Here is a 512-nt window from a genome sequence, read left to right as displayed (position 1 = left end):
CTGGGGGCCTGGGATGATTCCGATGCCAATGGCTGGCGTTTTGGCTTCGAGCGGACTGTTCGCCTGAGTGGCAGCATCAATGCAGCAGGCAGCACCCTGACGCGCACACTCGGGGATGGCCAGGGCGAGGTCTATCAATACCAGGGCAATGGGGTGTATCAGCACACCGGGGCCGATGGTGTGACAGCCCAAATCACCTATGCCAGCGGGGTGTATACCTGGAGCAACCGCTCAACAGGTGCGCAGGACAAATTCAATGCTGCCGGGCAACTGACCCAGTCTCTGGATGCGGATGGTAACGCCCGTAACTATGCCTATGATGCCAGTAGTCGCATTACCAGCATTACCTTTGGCAATGGCGAGCGGATGAGCTTCGAGTACCTGACCAGCGGCTATGGTGCCGGCAAGCTCGGCACCTTGAAGCTGACAGCGGATGGCGTGACCACCTCTGCGGTGAGCTATGTCTATGACAGCAGTAATCGTCTATATCAGGTGAACAATGCCCTGGGTGG

Annotated in this window: 1 protein-coding gene; it reads left to right on the top strand. The window is 58.0% G+C overall.

Features of this window, described 5'->3' with window-relative positions:
* The coding region (locus ACYVG7_RS09850; protein ID WP_460882962.1) for an RHS repeat domain-containing protein at window positions 1-512 on the top strand (512 nt) is incomplete at both ends.

The sequence above is a fragment of the Pseudaeromonas pectinilytica genome, from assembly GCF_054780855.1.
This window is presented reverse-complemented; position numbering and strand designations above follow the sequence as displayed.